Origin of the sequence: Amycolatopsis anabasis (genome assembly GCF_009765355.1) — a bacterium.
In the GTDB taxonomy this organism is placed as follows: domain Bacteria; phylum Actinomycetota; class Actinomycetes; order Mycobacteriales; family Pseudonocardiaceae; genus Amycolatopsis; species Amycolatopsis anabasis.
Genome location: NZ_VTHK01000022.1, coordinates 50,108 through 69,930, shown reverse-complemented (window position 1 = coordinate 69,930; position 19,823 = coordinate 50,108). Strand labels below are relative to the sequence as shown.

The following is a 19,823-nucleotide window of genomic DNA, read 5'->3' as shown; positions in this document are numbered from 1 at the left end:
TCCTCAGACGATCAACGGAATGATCACCAGCGCCACGTCGCCGACCGACACCATCGGCATGGCGCGTTTCAACATTCGTGCCGAACTCGGTGTGGCGCCTTCGGCCGTCCTGCGCAACAGCAGGAGCGAATTGCCGAGGAACGCGGCGTGTGCGGTCACGCCGAGCAAGGCCCAGACCGGTCCGTACAGCCACCACAGGCCCCAGCCGATTCCGGCCAGCCCGGCCAGCATGATGAGGCAGGACATCGCCAGCGCTCGAACAGCGCCGTAGCGCACGGGCGGGGTACGCATGCCGGTCGCGGCGTCAGCGCTGCGGTCGGGAACCGACCACCACACGGTGCGCCCGCTCGCGAGGATCCAGATGCCCGCGAAGATCAGGTATACCGGCGCGTCGAACAGTGGTCCGGCCGCGGTGAAGGACAGCAGGCACGGCAGGACGTGCACCGCCGCGCAGAAGGCGAACGGCCCGGGAAAACCCCGACGTTTCAACCGAACCGGTTCGAGATCGTAGAGCATGTGCAGTCCGATGGCCCCGGCCGCGAATGCCGTGCCGAGCAGGTGGCCCGTCCACTGTGAAATCGCCGTGGCCAAGACCAGGGCGCAGCACATCTCGATTGCCGCCCAACGAAAAACCCGTTCCCGGCCGATCCGCAGCGCGGCGTTGGCAAGCTGCTCCCGGTCCGCCTGCCGTTCGTCGGTTCGAATGTCCGCGGCCGTGTTGAGGGCGAGTCCGGAAAGGATGATCAGCAGATTCGCCATCGCCGCCAGGAGCACGGGCGGGTCCAGCAGATGCCGGTAGTCGCCGGTCGCGAAGCAAGCGCCGCAGAACGAGTAGCACAGATAGTTGACCGGAAGCGGGAAGTGGAGACGGTGAACGACGACGACATCGTGCCAGCGCATGCGAAGGCCCGGACCGCTAGTCATCGAGGTTTCGCATGACCTTCATGCGCAGCTTCGAATCCGGTGCCATGGCGTGCCCTCGCAACCGCGGGACTCCGGCGGCGGGATTGACGCAGCGCAGCTCCCGGCGACGCAGGAGCGCGACGGTGATCATCCGCGCTTCCAGTTGGCTGAGTTGACTGCCCAGGCAGTGCCGCGCGCCACCACCGAACGGGAAGAAGTGTTGCGGCCCAACGCGCCGGCCGAGGAAGCGGTACGGGTCGAACCTTCTCGGTCTGGGGAAGTACTCCGCACGACGGTGGGCGAGGTAGATGCTGGGGGTGAGGATGGTGCCCGCGGGCAGTTCCCGGCCGAGCAGTTCGCCGCCGCGGTCCAGCATGCGGTTGCCCGCCGCCGGAACCGGTGGGGTCAGCCGCAAAGCCTCCTGGATCACCGCTTGCAGGAGGGGGACTCGCGTCACGTCCGAGCCGTCATCGGAGGTGGCTTCGAGTTCGGTGAGCACGTCGTCCCGCACCCGCTCGTCGCGGTCCAGCCAATACAGCGTCCACGCGGTCGCGGACGCGGTGGTTTCGTGTCCCGCGAACAGGAGCGAGACGATCTGGTCGCGCAGCTCCGTGCGGTCGATTTCCCCGAGCGGCCCGTTTTCGGTCAGGAGCAGCGCCGCGAGGGCGGGCGGGTTCGCACTCGCGGAAGCTCTCGCGGCGCGGATCAGGAGCCGGTCGAGCTGCTCGCCGGATCCGGGCAGGCCGCCGCTGAGATAGCGGTAGTACAGGGTGCGGGAACGTGAGCCGAGCGCCTTGTCGATCCAGGCGATGAAGGGCGCCAGCAGTTCGTCGTCGGCCCGACCGAGGACGATCTTGGCGATGACGCGAAGTGCGACCTGGCGGGTCCACTCGGCCAGCGGGATGACCCGGCCCGTGGGGAGTTCGTCGATCGAGCTGTGCACGGTATCGGCGATGGCGTCGCGATAGCTTGCCAGCCCGCGGTTGCGCAGCGGCGGGCCGAGCGTGCCGCGGTAGGCCGGATGCCGGGGACCGTCCGCCCACAGCAGTGAGCTTCGGCCGAGCAAAGGCATCAGGCTGCGGCTGCCGGGGTGGTGGAATTGCCGGTCGGTGCGGAAGATCTGTTCGATCGCGTCGGGGTGCCAGACGAGGAGGCGGGGGGTGGGGCGGGCGCGGAGTTGCAGGAGGCCGTGCGGGGAGTGGGCGTGCGCGTCGAGGAACGGCAGGGTGCGCAGGGTCATGCGGAACTCGGTGAGGTTCACGACGCCTCGCATTCGGCGGGTTCGGTTTCCCAGCGGGCGATCAGGGCGGCGACTTCGGCGTCGGTGCGGGCGAGGTGCAGGGCGGCCAGGCCTTCCGCGCGCACGATCCGGGTCGGCGTGTACAGATCCTTGTCGTGCCACAGCGGCGGGTGCTCGGCGTCCGCGGAGCGCAGCAGGAACTCCGCACCGCGCGCGGCGGCCCGGGTGACCGCTTCGCGGCGGTGGCACGGCGGTGTCTGCAGCAGAACGCGCACCGCGTAGGCGGTTTCCTCGTAGGTGCCGTCCCAGCGCCCCCACGAGCCGTCGGTGCGCTGGCTCAGCAGCACCCATTCGACCGCCCGGCGCACCGCGGCCCGGGCCGCCGGGCCGCCGAAGTCGGCCAGGGCGACCGCGCAGCAGGCGGTCGCGTAGTACGGCGACGCGTGCCATTTGTCCCACCAGCAACCATCGGTCTCCTGCCGGTCGCACAGCCAGCCGGTGAGCCTGCCGACCGCGTCGAGGTACCGGGCGGATCCGGGCAGGTCCGGCGTCAGGCAGGCGCCCAGTGCCTGCAGGACGTGCGCGTTCGCGCTGGTCGACGGGGTGCGTTCGTCCGGGAAGCAGCTGAAATGCGCGCCCGCGTGGTAGTTCCACAGGCTTTCCGGGGAGCGCGGGCTGCCCAGCAGCGCCAGCGCGTACAGGGCGGTGGACGTGTCGTCGGCGTCGGGTGGCAGCCCGGGCCCGCCGGCCGTGCCGGTTTCGCCGAACGCCGCGTGCACGCTGCGCACCAGCGGATCCCTTGCCACCAGGCGAAAACCCGCTCCGGCCAGGGTGGCGAGCACCCAGGCGCGCTCGAACAGGCCCAGCGGCGCGGCCACCGGGACCGCGCCGCCGCCGGGCCCCTGCACGGCTTCCAGGTAGCGCACCGACGGATGGTTCGCGCGGATGGCCGCGTCGCCCAGCCAGGTCGCGGTCGCGGCGGGCGAACAACCCACCCCGCCGGCGGCCGGTTCGATGAACGGCGCGCCGCGGGCGGCGGGGCCGATCACCTCGAGCGAGTGCAGCAGCTTGCTGGGCAGCGCATGGCCCGCGCGCACCGCGTTCCGCAACCGGGCCAGCAGTTCCGCGTTGGTGTCGACCGGCGGGGTGAGGCGGCGGCCGCCGCGCCAGGCGTCCAGTCCGGGCAGCGGTTCCCGCTCCAGCCGGTCGAGGTGGGCGTTGATGTCGGCGACCAGTCCGGGCACGATGATCTCCACGGCCACCGTGTCCGGAAGGGAGCTTCGTCCCACGCCGTTCAGGCGGCTGAACAGCACCCGCAGCCCGCGATCGGCGGCGCGCACGGCCTTCGCGTGCAACGGTGGCCGCCGGTCGCCGTGCACGGGCGACTCGCGCAGGAAGCTCAGCAGCGCCTCGGTGGCGCTCAGCGTCGGGGCGAGCCCGTAGGAGCCGGGGCCGCCCCAGCCGCCGTCCTGGTGCTGGCGGCCGACCAGGAACCGCACGCGTTCGTCCTGTCCGGACAGCGACGGGGCCAGCGTGACCAGGCGCGCCGTCTCGTACACCGAGGAGGAGAACCGCCCGTACGGATCCCCGGCCATTTCGGACAGCAGCCGCTCGGCGAGACGATTCGCTTGCACGGTCCAGGATTCGCGCGTGTCCATACCAGCCCCCCGACAGCCGAGACCCGTCGTCGGCCGCAGGGACGAGTATTGCGCGCCGATGACCTCCGTAACCGGACTGATACCCAGAGTAGCATCGTGCGACAAGTAGGCGGAAGAATTTGGTCCATTTGGAGCAGTCGAAAAGCAAACGATTGTCGTAATTAGATCACCGGAAGGTCGTCATGATCATGGTCCGAATGGACGTGGATCTCGCGGATCGGGTGCGCGATCCGGCCGTTTCGCACGCGGCGACCCGTTGCGGGTGCTACGGTCGCCCCGTGCTTCTTGGTCCACATGCGACTGTTTCCTCAACGATCCACAATGGACACACTGGAAAAGGTCGATGCTTGGACAATCGGGGCTCCGAGAATTTCACAAGCAATTCTTTCCTTTGAAATTAAAGGCGGCACCCGACTCGATCGATAAAGTCGACGGGTGACGGTGGTCACGTCCGGTGACCACGCCCTCGGCTTGTCGAGGGAATGCGACAAAGGTCACCGTCTCGGGTTGGCCTATTTCCAAGTTGTTCTTCCGATGGTCAAATGGTCACGACACTGTTGGGCTGTACGGAGCAACCGATTTGACTCCTCCTGCCGCGCTGCTTAACGTCTTCGCGGGCGAAGCGGACTACAGTGTGTTGATCCGGCTAGCAGAACTCGGGTGCGGGGACCCAGATATACCGGGTACGAAGAACAGCCGGAAGGACATCGAGCCGCGGTGAAGCAGATTTCCATTCGACGAAGCCGTGTTTCGTCAATTCGATCGCGAGTGCTGGCGATCGCCCTCATTCCGAGTGTCGCGCTGCTGGCGGTCGGGGTCGCGCTCGCCGGTTATTTGATCTACGACGCGGTGCAGGTGCGTGACTTCGCGACCAAGATCCGCGGGGCGGCCGCGCCCGCGATCCAGTTCTTCACCGCGGCGCAGGAGGAGCGGCGGCTGACCCTGCAGGAACTGGCGGCCAACGGCCGGGATCGGGTCGCGCTGGTCGAGCAGCGCGCCAAGACCGACGCCGCGGCGGCGCAGATCGCCGCGACCCTCGCCGGGCTCGCCGACGAGGCGCCGGAGAACGTGCAACGCAACATCACCACGGTGCGCGGGCTGCTCGCCAAGCTGCCCCAGTTCCGCCAGCAGGTCGACGCCGGTCAGCCCGCGCTGCAGGAGGCCTACGGCTTCTACAACCAGATCATCGACCAGTTCGTCGAGGGGGTGAACGGGCTCGCCCAGGGGGCTCCGGACGCCGAGAACGCGTACCTGCGCGTCACCGCCGTGCCCCTGTTCACCAGCGCGGACGGGATGCAGCGCGGTGACGCGCTCGCCGCGGCCGGGGTCGCCGGTGGCGGGCTCACCGAAGCCGAGTTCCGGACCTACCTCGAGCAGATCGGCGCCTACCACGCGCAGCTCGAAGGCTCGGTCACCCTGATGACCCCCGAGGTGAAGGCGCGCTACGACAAGCTCATCGCGAGTGACGCGTGGAAACGCCTGGAGATCGTGGAAAACGCCTTCCTGCGGGGCAACCAGACCGCGCTCCCGATCCCGGCGGGCGACTGGCGCACCGCCGCCCGCGAGGTCGGCGACACCCTGATGAGCCTGTACATCCAGCAGAGCGGGCACGCCACCGAGCTCGCGATCGACCAGGGCGAGCGCACGCTGATCACCTCGATCATCGCGGGCGCGGCCGCCATTCTCGTGGCGATCGGGGTGTTCGTCGTCGCGCTGCGGCTGTCCAACCGGCTCATCGGCCGGCTCGCGCGGCTGCGCGAGGAGACGCTGCACCTGTCCGACTCCCGGTTGCCCGAACTGGTGCGACGGGTGCGCAAGGGCGAACCGGTGGACCTCGACGGCGAGGCGGCCCTGCTCGACCACGGCACGGACGAGATCGGCCAGGTGGCCGACGCGTTCAACAAGGCGCAGCAGACCGCGATCGCGGCCGCCGTGGAGGAGGCGAAGACCCGGGAGGGCACCAAGACGGTCTTCCTGAACATCGCCCACCGCAGCCAGGTGATCGTGCACCGCCAGCTCAAGGTGCTCGACCAGGCCGAGCGCAAGCAGGAGGACCCGGACCAGCTGGACACGCTGTTCAAGCTCGACCACCTGTCCACCCGGGCCCGGCGCAACGCGGAGAACCTGATCATCCTCGGTGGCGGCCAGCCCGGCCGGCAGTGGCGGAATCCGGTCAACCTGGCCGAACTCGTCCGCGGCGCGTCGGCCGAGACCGAGGACTTCACCCGCGTCGGCGTGGCGAAGCTGCCGGAGATCGCGGTCAACGGCCCGGTGGTCGGCGACCTCGTGCACCTGCTCGCCGAGCTGATCGACAACGCCACCTCGTTCTCCCCGCCGGAATCCCGGGTGGAGATCCGCGGCAACGTGGTCGGCCGCGGCGTGGTGATCGAGGTCGAGGACCAGGGCCTGGGCATCGAACCGGAACGCTGCGAGGAACTCAACGCGATGCTGGCCGATCCGCCCGACTTCGGCATCATGGCGCTCTCCGAGGAACCGCGGCTCGGCCTGTTCGTGGTCGCGCGGCTCGCGGCGCGCCACGGCATCTCGGTGACCCTGCGCGAATCGGCGTACGGCGGAACCCGCGCGATCGTGCTGGTCCGCTCGGAACTGCTCAGCCCGGTGAGCGAACCCGAGGAAGAACCGCCCGCCGAGAACCCCGTTCCCGTGCAGCAGGCGCGGTTGCCGCGCCGCAAACCGGAAACCAAGCCCGAACCCCCGGCGCCCCGGCAGCCGGCGGCCGAACAACAGTCCGCGATCGACGCCCCGACGCGCCAGGACCTGTTCCGGCCCGCGAACCAACTCCGGCCCCAGCACGAGGTCCGCCCGCAGCACGAAGCCCGCCCGCCCGCGCCCCAGCAGCCGCGCCGTCCGGAGGCGCCCGGCCGCCCGCCGCTGCCGCAGCGGCGCAGGCAGCAGAACCTGGTTCCGCAACTGCGCGAGGACGGGCCCGTGACCACCCCGGATCCGGTCCGGGAAGACTCCCCGGAACAGGCCAGGAGCAGGCTGGCGGCGTTCCAGCAGGGCACGCGGCGAGCCCGGGAGCAGGGGCCGAATGACACGTCTGGAGAGCGAACCTAATGGTCAACACGGGAATCAGTGAGATCGACTGGCTGCTGGACGATCTGATCAAGCGGGTCGCCGGGGCCGAACGGGCCGTCGTGCTCTCGGCGGACGGCCTGCTCATCGGCCGGTCCGGCAATCTGTCCGAAGCCGACGCCGAGCACCTTTCCGCGGTGGCCTCGGCGTTCCAGAGCCTCGCGCGCGGAACCGGCCGGCACTTCGGCGGCGGCAACGTGCGCCAGACCATGGTCGAGATGGACCACGCGTTCCTGTTCGTCACCGCCGCCGGGCGCGGCGCGTGCCTGGCCCTGCTCGCGAGCGAGGACGCGGATATGGGCATGGTCGCGTACGAGATGAACCTGATGGTCAAGCGCGTCGGCGCCGTGCTCACCTCGGCGCCCCGCGGCGGCGCGGCGGTCCAGCACAGTTCGCCATGAACGAGCCGGACGCCTGGTTCGACGATCCGCTGGTCCGGCCGTACGCGGTGACCGGCGGCCGGACCAGGTCGGAGACCCTGAAACTCGATCTGATCACGCTCGTGGTCGCCGTGCCCTCGGCCGCCGAGGCCGCCGGAATGGACCGGGAGTACGCGCGGATCGTGCGGCTGTGCCAGCGTCCGATGTCGGTGGCCGAGGTGGCCGCGCGGATCGACCTGCCCCTGCCCGTGGTCAAGGTGCTGCTCAGTGATCTCATCGAGCAGAACGTCGTGCTGTTCCGCACCGCGGCGCCGATGACCGAAGCCCCCAGCCAACACGTACTCCAGGCGGTTCTCGATGGCATCCGGAAGCTCTGAGCCCAGGCGATCCCTGACCGCGGCCGCGGTCAAGATCCTCATCGCCGGGGGCTTCGGGGTCGGCAAGACCACGATGGTCGGTTCGGTGAGCGAGGTGCCGCCGCTGCGGACCGAGGAACTGATCACCGAGGCGTCCGCGGGCGTGGACGATCTCACCGGCGTCGAGCGGAAGACGACCACCACGGTCGCGCTGGACTTTGGCCGGATCACCATCAACCCCGAGCTGATCCTCTACCTGTTCGGCACCCCGGGGCAGGACCGGTTCTGGTTCATGTGGGACGAACTGGCCTACGGCGCGATCGGGGCCGTGGTGCTCGCGGACACCCGCAGGCTGGACAGCTGCTTCCCGGCGGTGGACTTCTTCGAACGGCGCAGGCTGCCCTTCGTCGTCGGCGTGAACTGCTTCGACGGCGCGTACCGCTACGGCACCGAGGAGGTGCGGGCCGCTCTCGACGTCGGGCCGCACGTGCCGCTGCTGCTGTGCGACGCGCGGGACCGGGAGTCCACGAAACAGGTGCTCGCCGCGCTGGTGCAGCACGTGATGGCGGGCAATTCGCTGGCCGCCGCGGATCGCTGAGACGTTCGCGGCCCGTCAGTCGAGGCAGAACTCGTTGCCCTCGATGTCCTGCATGACCAGGCAAGACTCGTCGTAGTCATCGGCGGGCAGTAGTCGCACGCGTACCGCGCCGAGCGCGATCAGCCGTGCGCACTCGGCCTCGAGCGCGGCGAGGCGCTCTTCGCCCACGAGCCCGGTGCCGACCCGCACGTCGAGATGCAGCCGATTCTTGACGACCTTGCCTTCGGGAACGCGCTGGAAGAACAGTCGCGGGCCCACCCCTGAGGGATCAACGCAGACGAACGCCGAACCCTGGCGCTCAGGCGGCAGGGAGCGATCGAAATCTTCCCAAGTGGCAAACCCTTCCGGTGGCGGCGGTACGACGTACCCCAGCACCTCGCACCAGAAACGAGCGACGCGCTCGGGTTCCGCGCAGTCGAAGGTGACTTGGAACTGCTTGATCGACCCCATCGGTCCACCATAGCCGCACGTGGCCGGGCGCCGGGAAACCCCGGATGTAGAGAACCCGGCGCCCGCTCCGACCTCCGGTCGAGACGCCCGCGAGGGGCGTCCGCACGACCGATCGGAGGACCGATGACCATGCCGGAGATCGTTTCGCGGGAAGAGTGGCTCGCCACGCGCCGGGAGTTCCTGGTCAGGGAGAAGGAGTTCACCCGCGCCCGCGACGCGCTGAACGCCGAACGCCGGGCGTTGCCGATGGTGCGGGTCGAGCAGGACTACGTGTTCGAACGGCCCGGCGAGCGGGCGAGCCTGCTGGACCTGTTCGACGGGCGGCGGCAACTGATCGTGCACCACGTCATGTGGCTCGGCGACCGCGGTGAGGCCTGCCCGAGCTGCACGTACCACATGAACGAGCTGCCCGCGCTGGACCACCTGCACCGCAACGACACCACGCTCGTCCTGGTCTCCCGCGGGCCGGTCGAGCAGATCGAGGCCTACCGGCGGCGGATGGGCTGGCCCTTCCCGTGGTACTCGTCGCTGGGCAGCGACTTCAACTACGACTACCACGTCACCCTGGACGAGCGGGTCACGCCGATGTTGATCAACTACCGGACCCGGGAGGAGTACGAAGCCGCGGTCGGGCCGCAGGCGGACCTGGGGAGCGAACTGCCCGGGGTGAGCGTGTTCCTGCGGGACGGGGACGCGGTGTTCCACACCTATTCGGCGTACGCGCGCGGGATCGAGACCCTCATGTTCAGCCTCAACTACCTGGACCTGACCCCGCTCGGCCGAAACCCGGTATGACGTGCCTCAAGTTCGGCAGGAATCCGGCGGCCGGGCTGGAAAAATCGCCCGGTGATGGAGCATCACCGGGGATCCTCCGGCCGGGCCGCGCTGGAGCACTTCGAACGCACCGCGGCGCGACGAGGATTCGTGCTGGACCCCGCGCAACGCGCGGCGGCGGTCCGGCTCGCCGGGCTCGCGGCGGACCTGCGGCAGCCGGTCCGCCGCCACCTGCGGGGCCAGTACCTGTACGGACCGGTCGGCCGGGGCAAGAGTTTCCTGCTCGACGCCTTCTTCGGCGCGGTGCCGATTCCCGGGAAGATCCGGGTCCACTTCCCCGGTTTCTTCGACCGGCTGCGGCGCACGCAGGCGGTGGGGGAGCTGATCGGGGACGCGAGGCTGGTCTGCTTCGACGAGTTCCACCTGCACGATCCGGATGACGCGGCGCTGCTCACGCGACTCCTGCGGGTGTTGCGGGAGCGGCGCGTCACCTGCGTGACCACGTCGAACTACCACCCGGACGGGCTGCTGCCGAATCCGCTGCACCACCACCTCGCCCGCCCCGCGATCGACCTCATCGGGGAGCGGTTCGATCTGGTCCCGGTCGCCGGGCCTACGGACTACCGCACCGTCAACCGGCGCGGGCGGTTCGCCGAGGGCGCCTACTTCTCCCCGGCGCGGTCGCGGGGGCGCGGACTGGAAACGCCGGGACCCGGTGAACGCACGACCGTCTGCGCGGGTGACCGGCGGTTGCGCGCCCGGACGGTGCGGGACCGGCTGGTGTGGTTCGACTTCGCCGAACTGTGCGAACGGCCGACGTCCGCACGGGACTACCTGGCGCTCGCCGACCGGTTCGACACCTGGGTCCTCGGTGACGTGCCCCGGCTCGCCGCGTGCACACCGGACGCGCGGCAGCGGTTCGCCAACCTGGTGGACATCCTGTGCGATCAGGACATCACCCTGTTCCTGGTCGGTGCGCACGAACCGGAAGAGGTGCTCGCCGGGGCCCGGGACACGATCGACGGCGCCCGCACGGCGAGCCGGTTGGCGTTGCTCGCCGGATTCACCGAACCCGGCGAGCAACCGTCTACTGTGGAATACCAGTCCGCCAGTAGCCGTACTGGTGCCGTTCGGTGAACGATTCCGGCCGGACGCCGTCCGGCGCGAGCACCTGGGCCAGGCCGGGGTTCTGGTCGGCCCGCGGCCAGAACGGGGAGCCGGGGCCGTTCGGGTTCCCGGTGTGCGCGAACCGCGCCCAGTAGCGGATCAGCTGTTCGGCCAACCGTTTCTGGGCGGCAGTGCCCGGTCCGTCGAAGCCCGTCACCGCGAACAGGTACTGCAGCTCCGCCAGGTGGTAGGCGCCCGGCGGGAAGCTGGGTTTGGCCATCCCGCTCAGCCAGGGCGCCTGCTCGTCGGCGAATTCGTAGGCGTAGGCCGGAACCTGGCGGGCGAGGGCGTGGTTCATTTCCGTCGCCGCACGCGCGAACGTGGCGTCCGTGACGACCGCGCTCCAGGCTTCGCTCGCGGAACGGCCCGCTGTCACCGGGTAGCGCGCGAGCACCTCGTCAACCCGATCGCCCGCGAAATTCCGCGCCAGGGAACGGTATTCGTCCGGGGTGATCGGCTTCTTGCCGGCCAGCACCTCGTCGAAGGCCGGCCCGATGCGGAATTCGTCGCGGTTGATCCCGTGCAGGACCGGCACCTTGGCGAACCGGCCCGTGGCCACCGCTTCGGCCGGGTCGAGCGGCAGGACGCCCCCGCCGCCGAACACCGGGGCGTACCAGTAGCTCGCCTGCTTCAGCACCGCGGCGGTGTCCTTGCCGCGCAGGCAAACCGCCGCGGTGGCCGGGTCCGGGCACCCGAGTGCGGTGGCGACCGCCTGCCCCTGCTGCTCCGCGCTCGCCCGCGGTTTGGGGAAGCCGGGCGGATCGGTGCTCGGTTTTCCGTCCGCTTCCGGCCAGTTCAGCATCGTGCACGGTTCACTTTGGACGATCGCGCGCTGGAACAGGCCCGCCGCGGCCGGTGCGGCCAGCTGCGCGCACACGCTCCGGCCGCCCGAGGATTCGCCGAAGATCGTCACGTTTCCCGCGTCACCGCCGAACGCCGCCGCGTTGCGCCGCACCCAGCGCAGCGCGGCCTGCTGGTCCTCGAGGCCGAAGTTGCCGGACAACCCCTGCCCGGCGTCGAACGCGGGATGGGCGAGGAAACCGAAGATGCCGAGCCGGTAGTTGACCGTCACCACGACGACGTCACCCCGGGTCGCCAGTTCGGTGGCGCGGTATTCGGCTCCCGCGCCGTTCTGGAAACCGCCGCCGTGGAACCACACCATCACCGGCCGGTTCCGCGCCCGCCGGGGCGCGGTGACGTTCACGAAGAGGCAGTCCTCGGCCAGGCTCTCCCCGCTGAAACCGGCGTTCTGCGCGCAGTTCGCGCCGGGCTTGGTCGCATCGCGCGGCGCGGTCCACGGCCGCGCGGGCCGCGGTGCTCGCCAGCGCAGATCGCCGACCGGCGGGGCCGCGTACGGAATCCCGTTGAATTCCCGGTAATCGCGGGTGACCGTGCCCCGCACCGGACCGCTGCCGGTCAGGACGAGCGCCGGATCCGCGGCGGCGGGTGGCGCGAGACCCGCGAGCAGCCCGACGCTCAGGGCCAGGGCGAACCCGGCTCTTCTCCCCAGGGAACGCACGGACCTACGCCTCCTGCGCCGCGGCGGGGTCCATCCACATGTACTCCCAGTGGTGGCCGTCGAGGTCGTAGAAGCTGCGCCCGTACATGAACCCGTGGTCCTGCGGGTCGTTCGCGGGCCGTGCCCCGGCCGCCAGCGCGGCGTCGACCAGTTCGTCGACCTGCTCGCGGCTTTCCGCGCTCAGGCACACGATCGCCTCGGTCGCCTTGTCCGCGTCGACGATCTCCTTCTTCGTGAAGGTCTGGAAGAACGGCTGGACCAGCAGCATCGCGTGGATGTGCTCGCTGATCACCAGGGACGCCGCGTTCTCGTCGCTGAACTGCTCGTTGAAGGTGTACCCGAGCTTGGTGAAGAACTCCCTCGACTTGGCCAGATCGGCGACCGGAAGGTTGACAAAGATTTTCGTGGACATCGCTCTCTCCCTCGGTAAGTATCCGGCAGATACGGATGCGTCTACCGGACGCTAAGTGTCCGGCGGATACAAGTGTGTACACTAGACACAAGCACGCTGGATCGGCAAGAGGGAGATGTGCATGAGCAGCTCGGACGGCGAGGCCGCCGGAGAGCGGGCCACCAGCGCCGAGCTGTTGTGGGGCCTGCGCGATCGGCCCGCCCGCAAACCGCGGCCCGCGCTCACCGTGGAACGCATCGCCCGGGCCGCGATCGCGCTCGCCGACGCGGAGGGCATGGGCGCGGTGTCCATGCAGCAGGTCGCGAGCAAGCTCGACGTCACCAAGATGGCCCTCTACCGCCACGTGTCCAGCAAGGCCGAACTGGTCGCCGTGATGATCGAGACCGCGGTCGGCGAACCACCCGATCTGGCCGGGTCGTCCGGGGATTGGCGCGCCAAACTCGAAGAATGGGCCGCCGGAATGCGGTCGACCTGGCAGCGCCACCCGTGGCTGCCGGTGGCCACGGTGGGGCAGCGGGCCATGGGGCCGCGGGAGATCGGCTGGACCGAATGCGCGGTCGGCGCGCTCGCCGGGACCGGCCTCGACGGCGCCGAGCGGATGGACGCGGTGTTCCTGCTGAGCGGCCACATCCGCAACACCCAGTCGGCGGGCACCGCGGGCACGCAACCCTGGACCAGCGAACGGCGGCTGAGCCCGATCATCACCGAGCTCATGCGGCGGCACGGTGACCGGTTTCCCGAACTCGTCGCGGCCGCCGACTCCACCGGCGATGCCCCGCACGACAACGGCTGGGAGTTCGGCCTGCGCCGGATCCTCGACGGCATCGCCGTGCTCATCGCGGAACGGTCGGGCTGAAAACCGGGCGTGTCAGGCGAGATCGTCGGTCATGCGGAATACTTCGCCGGGTCCTGCGCCCAGGCGAACATGCGGTCCGCGGTCACCCTCAGGAAGACGCCGCCTCCTCGGGCGCGGACTTCCGTCCACCACCGAGCGGGGTAGAGCCGGTCGAGTTCGCCGGAATCCGCGTGGTCGATGTCCAGTGCGGAGGCGGTGCCGTGCACGATGATCGCGATGTCGTCCACGACCCAGTGCGTCAGGCTCACCGCGGGCTGGCGCGCGATGTGCTTGAGCCGAGCGGCGCCGGAAACCGTGGGCACGTGGAAAGCGGCGTCGTAGAAGACAGCGTCCACCGGGGTCACCCGCGGCTCGTTCCGCGCTGAGACCGTCGCCAGCGCGATCGTCCGCGGCTTGTCCAGGTAGCGGATGAGCTGCCGCGCGGTGAGCGTGCGGTCCGGTATTTCGAACGACGCGCGCAGCTGTTTCCCGGCATTCTTCGCGCTGTCGTCCAGCAATGCCTGCAGTCGTTCAATCGATTCGTCACCCATGTGGTGACGCTAGAACCTCTATCTAACTGGAGGTCAATCGGTCAGTTCGGCACGCGGTACAACGGGCCGACCTGCCGGGACGTGCTGTCCGGTGGCTTCGGGTACGCCAGCACCGGCACCGGTTTGCCCACCGGTGTACCGGCCCCCGAAGGGCTCTTGCTGAAGCTGAGCGTGCCGCTGGCTCCGCCCACCGTGTAAAGGGTGTTGATGTTCAGCAACTGCGCGCGGACATCGGCGGCGGTGGGCGCGGACGCCGAACCCTGGGGCGCCGCGATGCGCACCGCGTGGGCCGCGGTCAGCACGGCGTCGTGCATCATGATCGCGCCGCCGTCGTCGAGGTGTTCCTTGGGGAACCCGGCGGCTTCGAACGCCTGCCGGAACCCGCGGAAGTTCTTCGGCGTCCCGTCGGCCTCCTCGTTCCGCAGCCAGCCCTCGACGTCGACGGTCGCCGCGGAGACGATCTTGAGGCGGGCGTCGGTCAGCTCCTGCTCCTTGCTCTTGAGCAGCCCGCCGAGTTCCAGCCCCGCGGTCAGGATGGTCAACGGGAGCGCTTGACACGTCCGGTTCTTGAGCGATTCGATGAAGGCCCCGAGGTCGACCTCCCGCCCCGCGTAGAGGACGGCCTGCAATCCGCTCGCCGCGGAGGCGCAGATATTGGCTCGCACGTTCGCGAAAAGGTTGGGATCGGCTATCTGGGACGGGATGGACTTCCCGGTGAACTGCTGGGTGGGAAAGGTGATGAGGTCCCGCATCTGCCGCCCGAAGGCGGCTTCCAGCGTCTGGGTGTAGAGGTCCGTTCCGGAGTCCGAATTGGAATCCCGGATCATGATCGCCGAGCGGATGTTCGCGCTGTCCACGTACCGGCGAAGCGCGTCGACGTAGTGCCGGTTGCTCGGCGATGCCTTGATCAGGCCGGGGATGTGTTCGTAGTCCAGGTCGTCCGCGGTGAGCACCGCGCCGACCATGGGGATGCCGCGCTGGGACAGCTGCTCGGCCATCCGGCGCGTCCGGTCGGTGCTGACGCCCAGGCCGACCACCGCGACCAGCGGATGGGGCTCCTGGCTCAGCTCGGTAAGCCGGTCGGCCACGCGCCGCCACTGGTCGTCGGTGTCGCCGCCGTTGGCCAGGAGCAACTGGATCGCCGGCTTCGGATCACCGGCGACGGACTCGGTGTTGACCCTGCGCAACGCGGTGTACGCGCCTTCCAGGCGGTTGCGGACCTGCAGCGGCGGCAACGCGCTGTCCGCGTCGGGGAGCAGCGGATCGAGAAGTGCCACGGTGACGTATCCGGGAGATTCCGCGCGGACCCGGGCGTTCTCGGTCTCGATCCGCTGCTGCACGGCCGCCAGTTCCGGGTGGAAGACGTAGGAACCGTCCGATACGCCTACGCATTCCCCGCCGACTTCGTCCACTCCGGACCCCAGCGAGCCGCACACCGAGGAAATCGTGACCACTCCCCACACTCCGCCCGCGATGAGGAGGACCGCCGCGGCGACCAGGGCGACCCGCCTCCGGCGACGGCGCTTGCGCAGGGTCGCGGTTTCGGGCGGGATGATCTCATCGCTCACGTGTTCCTCCATCAGTCCCACCACTCGGCCTCCCGGCGGTGCTTCCGGGACGCCTCCAGGAAAACGGCGTGCGGCCCCCCGGGGCAGAGCCGCGAGACATCGGAATAGTCGTCGGCGATCTGCAGGTGCAGATCGCGCCGCCGGCTGTCGGTGAACGGGTCCCCGGCGATCTGCAGCGCCGCGACCAGCCGGGCGATCGGGATGAGTTGCTGGTCCACCTCGGCCAGCCCCGCCAGGATCCGCACCTCGTCGATGGGTGCTTCCCCGCTCCGGTGCCGCCGCGGCGCCCCGGTGGTGGCCGATTCGAGCAGCCCGAACCAGGCGGTGCTGTCGATTTCGCCCAAGCGCTGGTGCAGGTGCAGGGTGACCGGGCCCAGCTCACCGTCGGCGAGGCGGTGGTGGAGCACGCCCGCCTCGTCGCCGGCGGCGTGGCAGAGATCGCGCAGCCGGGCGTGCACGTCCGACCAGGTCGGTGTCACCCCGGGTTCCCGCCGGGCGAGGCTGCGGACCAGCAGGCGGTGGAGCAGGGTGAGCCCGGCCGATCGTTGCACCGGCCACAGGATCGGGTCCAGGATCTGCTCGTAACCGGACTGACCGCTCACCAGCAGATCGCCCTGACCGGCCAGGGAAAGCGCCTGCCCCCGATCCCGCGCGGCGGCGCAGGTCATCAGGTCGCGCAGCGTCGCGCCGGAGACGTCGGCCAGCAGGCAATCGAGCAACTGGTCTTCCGTGGTCGCCTGGGATCGGGTGCCGGGCACCGGCTGGGCGAGAATCGCCTCGGGGGCGATCCACCGCTTCGGCGAGGACCGCGCCACGACGTCCAGGACCAGCCGGGTCGATGCGGGGTGGCCGACGGTGAGCCCGTACACGATCCGGGTCAGCCGCTGGTTGTCGCCCCACGGCAGGGCCAGATCGGTGACGGCCCGGCCCACCTCGTCCTCGGTGAGATCCGGCAGCCGGTACCGCAGCCACCAGGCGCGGGACCACTCCGGGCGCCGGGTGACCTGCCCGGCCCGGACGCTGTCGGCGCCGGCCTCCGCCTGCTCCGCCGCGGGGATGTCGTCCAGCAGCGCACCCCGGCTGGTCGCCACGACGGTGAGCGGATCGGCGTCGTCCTGGTCGCCCGCGGCGCGCTGGCGGCGAGCGCGGACGAGCTGGTTCAGGAAGCGGCGGCCGAGTTCGGTGTCGGCGTTGTCCAGCAGCGCCACGCAGTTCAGGGACCGCTCGTCGGCCCGCCGCCCGCGGCCGAACTCGGCCCGGAGGTCGGCGAGGAACGCCGCCCAGAGCAGCGCGTCGATGCGCTGCCGGTTGTCCTCGTCCTGGTAGTCCGTCGCCCAGCGGTTGAGGTCGACCAGCACGTCGATGGGATCGTTGCGCAGGCCCAGATCCCGGTGGCCGTACCAGTTCTGGAACGCCCCGAGCACCAGGCGCCGCCCCCGCGTGCGCCCGGTCACCCACTCGAACCCGAGCCCCAGCAGGCGGGTGGGCGGGTTGATCGTCACCCCGGCCCCGCCGCCCACGTCCAGCAGCACATTTCCGGCGGTCTCCACCAGCACCTCGCGGATGATGTCGAGACCGCGATGCCGCTTCAGCGCGTCCACCACCTGCCGGCAGGCGTGGGAATGGTCGGTGAGATCCAATTCCAGGCGCATCACGAGCTGCCCCACGATGAACCGGGGGAAATGGAGCGCGTTGTACCGCGGATACCTCCGGCTGAGATCGAATGCGATCGCGGAAAGCACCTGCGGCACGGACGCGTGCCGATTCGTCTCCAGATCCAGGCGCGCGTGCGGCACCCGTTGATCGAGCAGATCGACCAGCGCCGACAGCAGGGCCGTCTTTCCGGTGCCGCGGAAGCCCTCGACCACCAGGACCGGAGCGTGCCGGCTCCGTAGCGAACCGCCTCGCTCCTCCCGGGTCATGAGCTCGCGAACGAGTTCGATCACGCGCTTGAGTCCGTAGACCCGATCGCTACCAGCCGCCACGGGAGCCCGCACCTCCAGCGCGGGCCATTCCGCTGTTCGAGTTCGCCGAGTTACCCGTCGCCTCTCCAGATTTGGTCCGAAAGCCTAACCAAACCGGGGCCGCGGCGGAGCCGGTTCCAGGATATTTCCACTGGCGGGAAGTGTGGACTGGACGAATTACCCACACGAATCGTAGTAGGCGATGCGAAGAACTCGGTGTTCTTTCGCCTATTTGGCGGTAGCGCTCCCGTTCGGGAGCCCTCCCATTGCTATTGGGTAACTAAATCAACCGGCCCGCGCGAAGGCCGCCCGGATCGCGGCGTGGTCGTGGCCGGTGGCCAGCAGGTGGTGCAACAGGATGCGGGCTTTGACCGGGTCGAGGAAACCGGCGGAGATCAGGCCGCGGGCCAGCAGGTCGGATTCGGATCCGGGGAAGGCGTAGGTACCGCTCAGGATCGGCCCCGCGCCGGTGCGGGACGCCAGCACCACGGGCATCCGGGCGGCGAGCCGGGTGAGCGTGTCCACCACGCGAGCGGGGACGTGGCCGACACCGAACCCCGCGACGACCAGCCCGTCGCACCCATCACCTGCCGCTTTCAGGAGCGTGCCGGTGTCACCGAGCACCATGGTCACCAGCGCCACCTCGACCGCTCGCGGCCGATCCGCCGGGGGAACCGTGAACCGGGCGACCGGGCGGTTGAGCAGCCGCGGCCGCCCTTCGACGACGTACCCCAGCGGGCCGCCGTTGGCGGAGCGGAAGGTGTGTCCGCTGGTCGAGTGGGTCTTGCGGACCCGGGCCGCGGCGTGGATCTCGTCGGCGAACACCACCAGGGTGCCGAGTTCGCGGGCGTGCGGGCTGGCCGCCGTCCGGACCGCGGCCAGGATGTTGGCGGGGCCGTCGGCACCGGCCAGGGTGGGATCGCGCATCGCCCCGGTGACCACGATCGGCTCGGGCCGGGTGTGGACGAGGTCGAGCAGGTAGGCGGTTTCCTCGATGGTGTCGGTGCCCTGGGTGATCACCACCCCGTCCGCCCCGCCGCCGAGCCGCCGCTCGATTTCGGCGGCCAGCGCGGCGAGGTCGTCGAAGCCCAGGGACGCGCCGGGAACGCGGCGGAAGTCCTCGACTTCGACGGTGACATCGGCCTCGGCCAGTCCGGGGACCGCGGCGACGAGTTGCTCGGCCGACAGCGCCGGAACGACGCCCCCGGTCTCGGTGGCGGTCATCGCGATCGTGCCGCCGAGTCCGAACACGACGACTTTCGGTGTCATCGGGTGAAAAACCGTTCGAGCACGGAGGCGAGCACCGCCGGGTCGGCGACATGGGTCTGGCCTTCGATGATCCGGCGTTCGGCGTGCGGGACCGCGGCGGCGATCGCGTCCGCGGCTTCGTCGAAGAAGCCGGGGCGCAGGCCTTTCGTGTGCGGATCAGGGGTTCCGCCGGTCGCCACCAGCACCGGTCGCGCGAGGGTCGCCAGCCGGGCGGCCGGTGGGCGCCCGTCCCCCAGGCAGGCCGCGTCGTAGGCGAGGGTGGGCGCGAGCGCCTCCAGGCCGGACCAGAACGACGAGCCGCGCGCCCCGGCGATGTCCTCGTCGGCGGAACCCGCGAGCCGCATGAACAGTTCGAGCGCGTCCGCGCGGCGGTCGTCGGCGAGTGCCGCGGTCAACTGATCGACGTACTCCGCCCAGTGCTGAGCCGCTTCCTCGTCGCTCAGATACGGGACCTCGTACACCGCGATCCGATCGACGGCGAGCCCCGCGATGGCTGCCTCGAGCGCGAGCGCCCCGCCCGACGACGCGCCGAACAGATGTGCCGACCCACCGGCCTCGCCGATCAGCGCGTCGAGATCCTCGATCTCGCGCCGCACGGCATAGGGCGGGGTGTCCCCACTGCCACCGCGACCGCGCCGGGCGTAGTTGTACACGGTGAACCGCCCGGCCAACTCGGGAACCAGCGCCGCGTTCTCCGCGCCGTCGTCGAGGCCGCCACCCACCAGGATGACCGCGGGCCCGGAACCGCTGCGTTCATACGCTATCGACGTGCCATCCTGCGATCTCACGTGATCCATCGGGCTCCCCAGACAGGTTCGTTCGCCGTGGGCACCTACCTTAGGGGTGGTCCGCTTCTACCTCGCCCGGCTACGGGCAAAGTGGCGTGCCCAATGCGCTGATGCTCCGACCCCGCCTGAACCTCGATCCCGCTGATCCGGCGAATGGCAAGTGGTGTCAATATGCCGATTATGATCTCGATGGCCAGCGTGGTAGCCACCGCTTCGGCCCAATGTCGTCGCCGTGACTTGGGCCTGTACCGCCAAAAACTGGCAGGGGGACCGTGTGAGCGGCCCGCGCCGACCT

General features: G+C 70.0%; 18 protein-coding genes. 7 read left to right on the top strand and 11 right to left on the bottom strand.

All coding sequences use genetic code 11. From position 1 onward, the window contains the following. Window positions 1-3: 3 nt before the first annotated feature. From FXO23_RS26945 to FXO23_RS26935, 3 genes are read right to left on the bottom strand one after another with little or no spacing between them, the layout of a single operon-like run. Window positions 4-900: a UbiA prenyltransferase family protein gene (locus tag FXO23_RS26945; RefSeq protein WP_246257859.1), complete on the bottom strand. Its 897-nt coding sequence runs from the start codon at window positions 898-900 to the stop codon at window positions 4-6. Between the two features lie 16 nt (window positions 901-916). Beyond that, entirely contained in the window at window positions 917-2,164 is a 1,248-nt protein-coding gene (locus tag FXO23_RS26940; RefSeq protein WP_158888232.1) for a cytochrome P450, read from the bottom strand. Next, a complete protein-coding gene (locus tag FXO23_RS26935; RefSeq protein ID WP_158888231.1) occupies window positions 2,161-3,801 on the bottom strand; it encodes a prenyltransferase/squalene oxidase repeat-containing protein in 1,641 nt (546 codons plus the stop codon). The genes FXO23_RS26940 and FXO23_RS26935 overlap by 4 nt, the downstream gene beginning before the upstream one ends. A gap of 768 nt (window positions 3,802-4,569) precedes the next feature. On the opposite strand from FXO23_RS26935, the gene FXO23_RS26930 reads away from it, so the two are divergent. From FXO23_RS26930 to FXO23_RS26915, 4 genes are read left to right on the top strand one after another with little or no spacing between them, the layout of a single operon-like run. After that, window positions 4,570-6,879, top strand: coding sequence for a sensor histidine kinase (locus FXO23_RS26930; protein WP_158888230.1), 2,310 nt, complete (start codon window positions 4,570-4,572; stop codon window positions 6,877-6,879). Beyond that, window positions 6,879-7,298, top strand: coding sequence for a roadblock/LC7 domain-containing protein (locus tag FXO23_RS26925; RefSeq protein ID WP_158888229.1), 420 nt, complete (start codon window positions 6,879-6,881; stop codon window positions 7,296-7,298). Before FXO23_RS26930 ends, FXO23_RS26925 begins: the two co-directional genes overlap by 1 nt. Then, a complete protein-coding gene (locus FXO23_RS26920; RefSeq protein ID WP_158888228.1) occupies window positions 7,295-7,654 on the top strand; it encodes a DUF742 domain-containing protein in 360 nt (119 codons plus the stop codon). Before FXO23_RS26925 ends, FXO23_RS26920 begins: the two co-directional genes overlap by 4 nt. Continuing rightward, window positions 7,635-8,231, top strand: coding sequence for a GTP-binding protein (locus FXO23_RS26915; protein ID WP_158888227.1), 597 nt, complete (start codon window positions 7,635-7,637; stop codon window positions 8,229-8,231). The genes FXO23_RS26920 and FXO23_RS26915 overlap by 20 nt, the downstream gene beginning before the upstream one ends. A 15-nt stretch (window positions 8,232-8,246) precedes the next feature. Here the strand turns inward: FXO23_RS26915 and FXO23_RS26910 are convergent, their stop codons facing one another. Next, window positions 8,247-8,681: a VOC family protein gene (locus FXO23_RS26910; RefSeq protein ID WP_158888226.1), complete on the bottom strand. Its 435-nt coding sequence runs from the start codon at window positions 8,679-8,681 to the stop codon at window positions 8,247-8,249. Between the two features lie 123 nt (window positions 8,682-8,804). On the opposite strand from FXO23_RS26910, the gene FXO23_RS26905 reads away from it, so the two are divergent. Further along, a complete protein-coding gene (locus tag FXO23_RS26905) occupies window positions 8,805-9,476 on the top strand; it encodes a DUF899 domain-containing protein (RefSeq protein WP_158888225.1) in 672 nt (223 codons plus the stop codon). Between the two features lie 54 nt (window positions 9,477-9,530). Next, window positions 9,531-10,592 carry a cell division protein ZapE gene (zapE, locus tag FXO23_RS26900; protein ID WP_158888326.1) on the top strand — a complete coding sequence of 354 codons (1,062 nt, stop codon included), beginning with the start codon at window positions 9,531-9,533 and terminating at the stop codon, window positions 10,590-10,592. On the opposite strand, the gene FXO23_RS26895 is transcribed toward zapE, so the two are convergent. Both FXO23_RS26895 and FXO23_RS26890 read right to left on the bottom strand, forming a co-directional pair. Beyond that, window positions 10,543-12,141, bottom strand: a complete 1,599-nt coding sequence (locus FXO23_RS26895) for a carboxylesterase/lipase family protein (protein WP_158888224.1) — start codon at window positions 12,139-12,141, stop codon at window positions 10,543-10,545. The two genes, zapE and FXO23_RS26895, sit on opposite strands and share 50 nt — an antisense overlap. Before the next feature lie 4 nt (window positions 12,142-12,145). Continuing rightward, entirely contained in the window at window positions 12,146-12,553 is a 408-nt protein-coding gene (locus FXO23_RS26890) for a VOC family protein (RefSeq protein WP_158888223.1), read from the bottom strand. 121 nt (window positions 12,554-12,674) lie between these two features. Here FXO23_RS26890 and FXO23_RS26885 point away from each other — a divergent pair, with 121 nt between their 5' ends. Beyond that, window positions 12,675-13,409, top strand: coding sequence for a TetR/AcrR family transcriptional regulator (locus FXO23_RS26885; protein WP_158888222.1), 735 nt, complete (start codon window positions 12,675-12,677; stop codon window positions 13,407-13,409). Between the two features lie 29 nt (window positions 13,410-13,438). Here FXO23_RS26885 and FXO23_RS26880 read toward each other — a convergent pair whose 3' ends face one another. The 5 genes from FXO23_RS26880 to FXO23_RS26860 form a co-directional block, all read right to left on the bottom strand. Further along, window positions 13,439-13,939, bottom strand: a complete 501-nt coding sequence (locus tag FXO23_RS26880; RefSeq protein WP_158888221.1) for a pyridoxamine 5'-phosphate oxidase family protein — start codon at window positions 13,937-13,939, stop codon at window positions 13,439-13,441. A 41-nt stretch (window positions 13,940-13,980) separates the two neighbouring features. Beyond that, on the bottom strand, window positions 13,981-15,507 hold the full coding sequence (locus tag FXO23_RS26875; protein ID WP_158888220.1) for a type 1 periplasmic-binding domain-containing protein: 1,527 nt from the start codon (window positions 15,505-15,507) through the stop codon (window positions 13,981-13,983). A gap of 11 nt (window positions 15,508-15,518) precedes the next feature. After that, window positions 15,519-17,453, bottom strand: a complete 1,935-nt coding sequence (locus FXO23_RS26870; protein WP_158888218.1) for a hypothetical protein — start codon at window positions 17,451-17,453, stop codon at window positions 15,519-15,521. Between the two features lie 303 nt (window positions 17,454-17,756). Further along, the gene (locus FXO23_RS26865; protein ID WP_158888217.1) at window positions 17,757-18,740 is read right to left on the bottom strand and encodes an asparaginase; all 984 of its coding nucleotides are present in this window, start codon (window positions 18,738-18,740) and stop codon (window positions 17,757-17,759) included. Next, complete coding sequence (locus FXO23_RS26860; RefSeq protein WP_158888215.1) at window positions 18,737-19,537, bottom strand: alpha/beta fold hydrolase; 801 nt, start codon at window positions 19,535-19,537, stop codon at window positions 18,737-18,739. Before FXO23_RS26860 ends, FXO23_RS26865 begins: the two co-directional genes overlap by 4 nt. Window positions 19,538-19,823 lie beyond the last annotated feature (286 nt).

Excerpts from the sequence above, each read along its gene's own strand:
- FXO23_RS26945 (WP_246257859.1), bottom strand. The coding sequence starts at position 900 with ATGCGCTGGCACGATGTCGTCGTCGTTCACCGTCTCCACTTCCCGCTT.
- FXO23_RS26935 (WP_158888231.1), bottom strand. The coding sequence starts at position 3,801 with ATGGACACGCGCGAATCCTGGACCGTGCAAGCGAATCGTCTCGCCGAG.
- FXO23_RS26925 (WP_158888229.1), top strand. The coding sequence starts at position 6,879 with ATGGTCAACACGGGAATCAGTGAGATCGACTGGCTGCTGGACGATCTG.
- FXO23_RS26920 (WP_158888228.1), top strand. The coding sequence starts at position 7,295 with ATGAACGAGCCGGACGCCTGGTTCGACGATCCGCTGGTCCGGCCGTAC.
- FXO23_RS26915 (WP_158888227.1), top strand. The coding sequence starts at position 7,635 with ATGGCATCCGGAAGCTCTGAGCCCAGGCGATCCCTGACCGCGGCCGCG.
- FXO23_RS26910 (WP_158888226.1), bottom strand. The coding sequence starts at position 8,681 with ATGGGGTCGATCAAGCAGTTCCAAGTCACCTTCGACTGCGCGGAACCC.
- FXO23_RS26905 (WP_158888225.1), top strand. The coding sequence starts at position 8,805 with ATGACCATGCCGGAGATCGTTTCGCGGGAAGAGTGGCTCGCCACGCGC.
- zapE (WP_158888326.1), top strand. The coding sequence starts at position 9,531 with ATGGAGCATCACCGGGGATCCTCCGGCCGGGCCGCGCTGGAGCACTTC.
- FXO23_RS26890 (WP_158888223.1), bottom strand. The coding sequence starts at position 12,553 with ATGTCCACGAAAATCTTTGTCAACCTTCCGGTCGCCGATCTGGCCAAG.
- FXO23_RS26885 (WP_158888222.1), top strand. The coding sequence starts at position 12,675 with ATGAGCAGCTCGGACGGCGAGGCCGCCGGAGAGCGGGCCACCAGCGCC.
- FXO23_RS26880 (WP_158888221.1), bottom strand. The coding sequence starts at position 13,939 with ATGGGTGACGAATCGATTGAACGACTGCAGGCATTGCTGGACGACAGC.
- FXO23_RS26865 (WP_158888217.1), bottom strand. The coding sequence starts at position 18,740 with ATGACACCGAAAGTCGTCGTGTTCGGACTCGGCGGCACGATCGCGATG.
- FXO23_RS26860 (WP_158888215.1), bottom strand. The coding sequence starts at position 19,537 with ATGGATCACGTGAGATCGCAGGATGGCACGTCGATAGCGTATGAACGC.